The sequence below is a fragment of the Rhizobium ecuadorense genome (genome assembly GCF_001187535.1).
In the GTDB taxonomy this organism is placed as follows: domain Bacteria; phylum Pseudomonadota; class Alphaproteobacteria; order Rhizobiales; family Rhizobiaceae; genus Rhizobium; species Rhizobium ecuadorense.
On the sequence record NZ_LFIO01000200.1, the window covers coordinates 1 to 344 of the forward strand.

1 protein-coding gene is annotated in these 344 nt (G+C 56.1%); it reads left to right on the top strand.

The genetic code is table 11. The features are described 5' to 3' along the window. Positions 1–2 precede the first annotated feature (2 nt). A partial coding sequence (locus AF337_RS04650) for a fatty acid desaturase (RefSeq protein ID WP_193393571.1) occupies positions 3–344 on the top strand: 342 nt, incomplete at its 3' end.

The window sequence follows — 344 nt, forward strand, 5'->3', positions numbered from 1 at the left end:
CCATTATTCCGTCGCGTTCGACGGAATGGCCGACCGTCATTCTCGCACTCGTCATCCATGGCGGATTTCTTGCGCTCACCTGGTGGTGGCAATCATTGCCGCTGATCATGGCCGTGATCGCCGGAGGCTGGTTGATTGCCTGGCATGGATCCCTTCAGCACGAAGTCATTCACGGCCATCCGACGGGAAACCAAGGCATAAACGACGCGATCGGGTCGATACCGCTGTCGCTGTGGCTGCCTTATCCGATCTATAGGGAAAGCCATCTGGAGCATCATCGCGACGAATATCTGACCGATCCGATCGAAGATCCGGAATCCTCCTATTTTACCAAGGCCTCCTGG